This is a genomic window from Blastomonas natatoria (genome assembly GCF_003201955.1).
Lineage (GTDB): Bacteria > Pseudomonadota > Alphaproteobacteria > Sphingomonadales > Sphingomonadaceae > Blastomonas > Blastomonas natatoria.
In genome coordinates this window covers 1-5,799 of the sequence record NZ_QJJM01000035.1, presented here as the reverse complement: position 1 = coordinate 5,799, position 5,799 = coordinate 1, and the positions used below count along the sequence as shown (strand labels likewise).

Annotated in this window: 8 protein-coding genes; all 8 read right to left on the bottom strand. The window is 61.1% G+C overall.

Annotation, left to right across the window (positions count from 1 at the left end; translation table 11 throughout):
• Nucleotides 1-378: 378 nt before the first annotated feature.
• Entirely contained in the window at nt 379-723 is a 345-nt protein-coding gene (locus C7451_RS19395) for a hypothetical protein (protein ID WP_110300463.1), read from the bottom strand.
• Between the two features lie 110 nt (nt 724-833).
• Nucleotides 834-1,328: an NAD(P)/FAD-dependent oxidoreductase gene (locus tag C7451_RS19390; protein ID WP_231727021.1), complete on the bottom strand. Its 495-nt coding sequence runs from the start codon at nt 1,326-1,328 to the stop codon at nt 834-836.
• A 53-nt stretch (nt 1,329-1,381) separates the two neighbouring features.
• The gene (locus C7451_RS19385) at nt 1,382-2,134 is read right to left on the bottom strand and encodes an MBL fold metallo-hydrolase (protein ID WP_060978765.1); all 753 of its coding nucleotides are present in this window, start codon (nt 2,132-2,134) and stop codon (nt 1,382-1,384) included.
• A complete protein-coding gene (locus tag C7451_RS19380; RefSeq protein WP_066117475.1) occupies nt 2,131-2,415 on the bottom strand; it encodes a hypothetical protein in 285 nt (94 codons plus the stop codon). Before C7451_RS19380 ends, C7451_RS19385 begins: the two co-directional genes overlap by 4 nt.
• The gene (locus C7451_RS19375; RefSeq protein WP_244182041.1) at nt 2,415-2,915 is read right to left on the bottom strand and encodes a DUF411 domain-containing protein; all 501 of its coding nucleotides are present in this window, start codon (nt 2,913-2,915) and stop codon (nt 2,415-2,417) included. Before C7451_RS19375 ends, C7451_RS19380 begins: the two co-directional genes overlap by 1 nt.
• Nucleotides 2,912-3,571 (bottom strand): peroxiredoxin, encoded by a 660-nt coding sequence (locus C7451_RS19370; RefSeq protein WP_110300462.1) that lies wholly within the window; start codon nt 3,569-3,571, stop codon nt 2,912-2,914. Before C7451_RS19370 ends, C7451_RS19375 begins: the two co-directional genes overlap by 4 nt.
• Before the next feature lie 211 nt (nt 3,572-3,782).
• Complete coding sequence (locus C7451_RS19365; protein WP_244182040.1) at nt 3,783-3,983, bottom strand: SCO family protein; 201 nt, start codon at nt 3,981-3,983, stop codon at nt 3,783-3,785.
• 242 nt (nt 3,984-4,225) lie between these two features.
• Nucleotides 4,226-5,575, bottom strand: coding sequence for an IS1380 family transposase (locus C7451_RS19360; RefSeq protein ID WP_068306123.1), 1,350 nt, complete (start codon nt 5,573-5,575; stop codon nt 4,226-4,228).
• Nucleotides 5,576-5,799 lie beyond the last annotated feature (224 nt).

Below are 5,799 nucleotides of genomic sequence, written 5' to 3'. Positions count from 1 at the left end.
TCCGGTAGTCTTCGCAAAACCACCTGAATCAACGACTTGGGCTGGCGTCAAGCTAACCCACTGGCACCACTCAACTTAATTTCGGATCAGGCTCTGACGCAAGGGCGACGCCTAGACAGATCGGGAGCGCGACGAGCGAAACGACGATGGATGCGGACATATCCGTGCGCAACGATGCAAGAGAGTATCTCGAAGAGGACACAAGGGTCTCCATAACTGTAAGTAGAACTAGGTGACAGCGAGCGAAGCTGGTTGCCGATTTTCGCAAATCGACAGCGGTTCGCCGCGACAATCGAGATTAAGCGCCAATGGCGTCGCGAAGCCACCCGCTAAGGTAACCATGCTCCACGTACACGCAGCCTCGATTGTTTCCGCAGGTTACAGTTTTGGGGGTCTCAATGTCTGGGCGGGGGTCACGCCTTCGCTGATCCGCCGCCCAAGTGTCGAATAAGCGTGCTCTAGCTTCAATTGCGAGATGATCGCCCTGAAAGGCAAGATCAGGTGATCGCCGTGGCATTCAATATGCGCATGTGGGAGCTGACCGGTAGCGTCTCCGGGTAACTCGTCGCTCGCAGGCTTGCTCACGCTCGCCATCGACAGCGCTAAGCTGGACGCGGCGACAAGGCTCATATTCCCGCTTTCGGGACTTACATGGAAAGCCGAAGTCAACCCCAAAAGCGATGCAAACAGCACGCCGATAACAAAGGGAAACAGGCGGCTCATGACGCTTGTCCTTAGCGATCCCACACATTCAAGACAACTACCTTTCGTCTCCCTCTTTGAATGTGCGCTCGTTAAATCGGCCACGATCCTCAGCAGCATCCGTGTCAGGATTATTCCATCACAGCGAGCAGCGCTTCCGCAACGCCGTGGCGGTCAGCGCCGATCGCCGGCCCGGTTACCTCGTAGCCATCACATACGCGGCAGTAGTGTAGCAATCCTCGGTTGAGGGCGTCGCGATGCGTTGCCGTATCCTGCGCCGGACGTCGGTGTTCCACGCCTGTCGCCAGAAGGACAGCGCGAGCGGTAAAAGTGATACCCACACCGCGTGCCTCGAAGGCGTATATCTCGCTTTCTAGCTCTTCAATGAGACCCGTGACAATAGTCCCGCCGAAACGCTCGGCCTGCTCCCGCATCCGGCCTAGTAGATCCTCGCCGTTGATCCCCTCCGGAAATCCGGCATGGTTGTGCAAGAGCGGGATCCACTTTGTACGGCTGTGGCCTGCATCGATCACGATCACGCGGCGATGATAGCGGGAGAGGTAAATGGCTGCGGTGAGGCCAGCAGGTCCCCCGCCTACGATCAGAACGTCGCACTGCTCGGACATGGTCAACGATGTCATCCTTTCCGGGCCGCCCCACTGCGGTAAATGATATTGGGTCAACCCTGGCGCGACGGCCCTGGCGGATTGACAGGGATCGCCCGCTCTTCCCCTGGGCAGGCGCCGCAAATAAGATTGGCAGGCACGGCAACGTCAATACGCTTAGGATAGGGGAGATTGAGGTTGGTCATGATCTCGACGAACTCGTCTAGCGTCCTTCCGCCGCCGAGCCTGGGATTGCGCTCGCGTTCCTGAGCGACGGTGCTGACAAAGCGATGCTCGTAATCGTGCGCCGGATAAACGAGCGTTTCTTTCGGGAGCGAGAACAACTTTTCGTGAACCGAGCCGTAGAGCGCCGGGGCGTCGCCATTCTGAAAGTCCGTGCGTCCGCAACCGTCGATCAACAACGCATCGCCAGTGAAAACCTGCAGCGCGCCGGGATGCTCAAGAAGATAGGAATGATGGGCGTCGGTATGTCCCGGCGTGAACAGCGGCTGCAGAATGAGAGCTCCGACATGGAGCGGGTTGACCTCATTGACGAGGATGTCGGCGCAGGAAAGGCCATCTGTTTCCGGATAGGCGACTTTGCAGCCGGTCAGGCTTCGCAACCGGCACGCGCCGGTGACATGGTCGGCGTGGATGTGCGTCTCGAGAGTGAATTCGAGCTCCAAGCCTAATTCCGCCAGTACCGCGAGATCCCGTTCGACCGTTTCAAGTACGGGATCGATGAGCACGGCCCGTTTCGTATCGCCGCAGGCGACCAGATAGGTATACGTCGATGACTCCGGTTCGAACAGCTGTCGGAAGATCATCGTCCGGCCTGTTCCGTGCGAGGAGGGCCGGCTGCTCCGGCTCGAAGCGTCGCGGGAGGGAGGGGCTCCGGGTCGGCCGGCTCGGCTGCGCTTTGTCCCCTTGCTGCGGCAACTTCCCTGGCCTCGATCCGATCGAGATAAGCCTCGGCGAGCTGGTAATGGGCGGCCGTTGCTTCTGGCACGATCGATCGCTGCGCCATTTCCAGTTCCTCCTCCGCTCGCCGTTGGAGATAGCGCAGATCCTCACCGGGTCCGGGTTCGATCACTTGGTGCACAGTCATCACTCTACTGCAAAGAGCTGCGTGCCTTGCGCGCCGAAACTCATCACCTTGAACGGGGCGGCGTTGGCGCCGCCCATGCCGGGCGATCCGGCTGGCATGCCAGGTAGGGCGATTCCCCGGACGGCGGGTTTCTGGACCAGCAGCCGTTTGACTGCGGCGACCGGGACATGCCCTTCCACCGCATAGCCGCCAATCAGGATTGTATGGCAACCTTGAAGCTCGGCAGGAACGCCAGCGCGCTCCTTCAGGCTAGCGAGCTTCTCGCTCTCCACCACGCGGAGGTTAATGCCTGCCCGCCGAAGCGCCTCGGCATGTCCGTCGCAGCATTCACATCCGGGGTTTTTGTACATGACGCCGGGGGGCCTATCCGCAGCGGAAACCGTTCCGGGGGCCAACAGGAGAGCAGGTCCGACCGTCAATTTCATCAGTGTCTTCAGCATCTGTGCCACTCCATCTCTGGCTTTCGCCTTGACCTGCTCATCGACCATGGTGGCCTTCAATCAGCCGGCTGCGGGATCGTGCGCAGGTACGGTTTCACCGTCTTCCAACCTCCGGGGAATTTGTCCTTCGCCTGCTCATCGTCGAGCGAGGGGGCGATGATGCACTCCCCACCAGGATTCCAGTTCACCGGCGTCGCGACCGGGTGTTTCGCCGTCAGCTGGATGGAGTCGAGCAGCCGCAGGATTTCTGCTAGGTTACGACCTGAACTCATCGGATAAATGAGCATGGCTTTGATCTTCCTGTCCGGGCCGATGATATAGACCGTGCGCACGGTGGCATTGGTGGCGGCGGTGCGGCCCTCGGTCTCGGTCTCCTCGGCCGGCAGCATGTTGTAGAGCTTCGAAACCTTGAGGTCATGATCCCCAATCATCGGGAAATTCACGTCCTGGCCGCTGACATCCTTGATGTCCTGCATCCAGCCCTGGTGATCGCCGACCTTGTCGACGCTGAGGCCGATCAGCTTGGTGCCCCGTTTGTCGAACTCGGGCTTCTGGCGTGCAAACTCGCCCAGCTCGGTCGTGCAGACTGGCGTGAAATCCTTCGGGTGCGAGAAAAGCACCGCCCAACTTTCGCCGAGCCAGTCATGGAAATGAAGCGAACCCTCTGTGGTGTCCGCCTCGAAATCCGGAGCGATGTCGCCAAGCTTCAAACTCATTATTCTTCTCCTGTATCGATCTGCGCCCTCGGACGGTGTCTGCCGAGACAGATAGGGTCTATAGTAGCTATAGGTTCAAGGGCTTGGTTCGACGAGGTGACACAGCGCTGCGATGCGCCGACATGCCCGTGCATCTCCACTTGGCGCGCATTTGCAATTCAGAGACCAGCGCCTTGCCTCATCTGACATAAGTGTCGAGCTCCGATGCGATCTAATCGGGCGTTGCATCGCGGGCGAAAAAGGTGATCGGATCGCCCTTTGGACCCATTAGGTATATCAACGCGCTGTGGTCCATGAGGTAGCCGCTGGCTCCGCCCAATTGTTGGCGGCTGGCATAGGCCGCGAAGCGCCGGAGCGTATCAGCAATCGCAGCGGGCAGGCCGGTGAGACGTAAGCGGGGCGCTGACCCCACCTTGCGCTGATCGCTGACAGCATCGACTTTGCGCGCCCCTGCAATGATTGAGGCGCTGCTCCTATGATAATCCCTAGCCGCTCTTATTCGTGACGATGTTGTTCTTAGGGAGATCAATCGTTGGCGGCAGCGGGCGTTTGAGCAGGCCGAGTGCCTCCGCTGCGTCTATTTCATCGCGTGGGATCGAGAGGCTTGCGGTTGTGATGGAGGGGCTCGGACGTTCAGCGGCACGGCCGCACTGGCTATGTCGGGGCGGGCCTGAGGGCGGCGGCGATGATCCGGAACAGGGTGGCGTCGGGACACGCGGAAGCGAAGGCGACCCGGATGCGGGAGGCGGTCTCGATGACGCGTGCGGCGACTTTGAGGAGCCGCAGGCGTAGGGTCGCGAACTCAGCGTTGGCGAGCGGGGCTGCCTTGGGGATGACCTGCTGGATGCGCCACATCAGCCAGAATGCGGCGGTGTGCAGGATCAGCCGCATCTGATTGGCGTTGGCTGATCGGCATGACGTGCGATCGCTGGCGAGCTGGGCCTTGTGCAACTTGATGAGGTTTTCGGCCTGGCCGCGGGCGCAGTAGAGTGTGTCGTAGATGTGCTCGGCCGAGCCCTGCTCGAGCGAGGTGACGACGTAGCGGATATCCATGCCGAGCGTGCTGGCCTCGATCCGGGCGACGACACGGCGCTGGCATTTCCAGCTTTTCGCCCCGTAGCGGGTCTGGGCATAATTTCGCAGGACTACGTGCTGTTCCTCGGCCCGCTTGACCGTGCAGGCATCGGCAATCTTCACGATCTGTGGATCGGCGCGCAGCACAGCGTTGGTGGGCAGGCCGAAGACATAATCGATGCCCTGTGCCTCGCAGAAGTTCATGACCTCGGGTCTGCCGTAGTGGCCGTCGCCCCGGATCGTGATGTGGGTCGTGGGCCAGTGCCTCTGGATCTGCCGCACCAGGCGACGGATGTGGCCCGCGGCCTCCGCGCCGCTCGGCGTCTTGCCGGTGCGCAGCAGCATGGCGACCGGCCGCCCCGTTGCCGTGTCGTAGACGTGGATCGGCAGGAAACAGCGCTCACCGTGATGCCCGTTCCAGAACGATAACTGCTGGTAGCCGTGCACGACATCGCAGGTGTCATCGATGTCCAGCGTCACCGCCTCGGGCGGGGATGGATAACTGGCGCAGTAGATGTCGACCATCGCGGCCATCATGCGGGCCAGCTCGCGCGTGGTGGGTGCGTTTTCCCAGCGGCTCATCGTCGGTTGGCTGGCAAGGCCCGCGCCCGAACCCGGTAGCTTGCCCAGCGCCAGGCGGAAGCCGGGATCGTCACGCAGGGCGTCGAGGTCGTCGGCGTCCTCGTAGCCGCAGGCAATCGCCAGAACCCGAGCCCGCAGGATGTCATCCAGCTTGTGGACCACCCGCGAAGGATCGCGCCGATCGGCGATGCAGGTGGCCAGCTGCCTGCAGATGTCCATCTCGCGCTCGGCCTGCGCCAATAGCAGAACCCCGCCGTCCGACGTGATGCGACCGCCGTCGAAGGCAGCCGTGACTTTCTTGCGTTGGACCGCTGGGAATCGAAATGAGCTTGAGGTAACGTCGGTCATGGCGGGTGTGGCCTATGGCAATTTCTGTCCCGGAGCAGGGACGGCTTAGACACCCAATTTCTTACTTCAGAACAGAGCTTTACGCTACTCCCGCCTACCGCTCAGACACCCCTTGGTGCATAAGAGCGGCTAGTGACGATCCTGTGAGTAGGGGGGCTCAGCGGTTTGAGGTGTTCACCGGCGCTGGCAGGCGCAGGGATTGGCCGCCTGAGGTGAAGGCATCG

Coding starts and splice junctions, on each gene's coding strand:
- C7451_RS19360 (WP_068306123.1), bottom strand. CDS start 5,575: ATGACCGACGTTACCTCAAGCTCATTTCGATTCCCAGCGGTCCAACGC.
- C7451_RS19380 (WP_066117475.1), bottom strand. CDS start 2,415: ATGACTGTGCACCAAGTGATCGAACCCGGACCCGGTGAGGATCTGCGC.
- C7451_RS19385 (WP_060978765.1), bottom strand. CDS start 2,134: ATGATCTTCCGACAGCTGTTCGAACCGGAGTCATCGACGTATACCTAT.
- C7451_RS19395 (WP_110300463.1), bottom strand. CDS start 723: ATGAGCCGCCTGTTTCCCTTTGTTATCGGCGTGCTGTTTGCATCGCTT.
- C7451_RS19390 (WP_231727021.1), bottom strand. CDS start 1,328: ATGTCCGAGCAGTGCGACGTTCTGATCGTAGGCGGGGGACCTGCTGGC.
- C7451_RS19370 (WP_110300462.1), bottom strand. CDS start 3,571: ATGAGTTTGAAGCTTGGCGACATCGCTCCGGATTTCGAGGCGGACACC.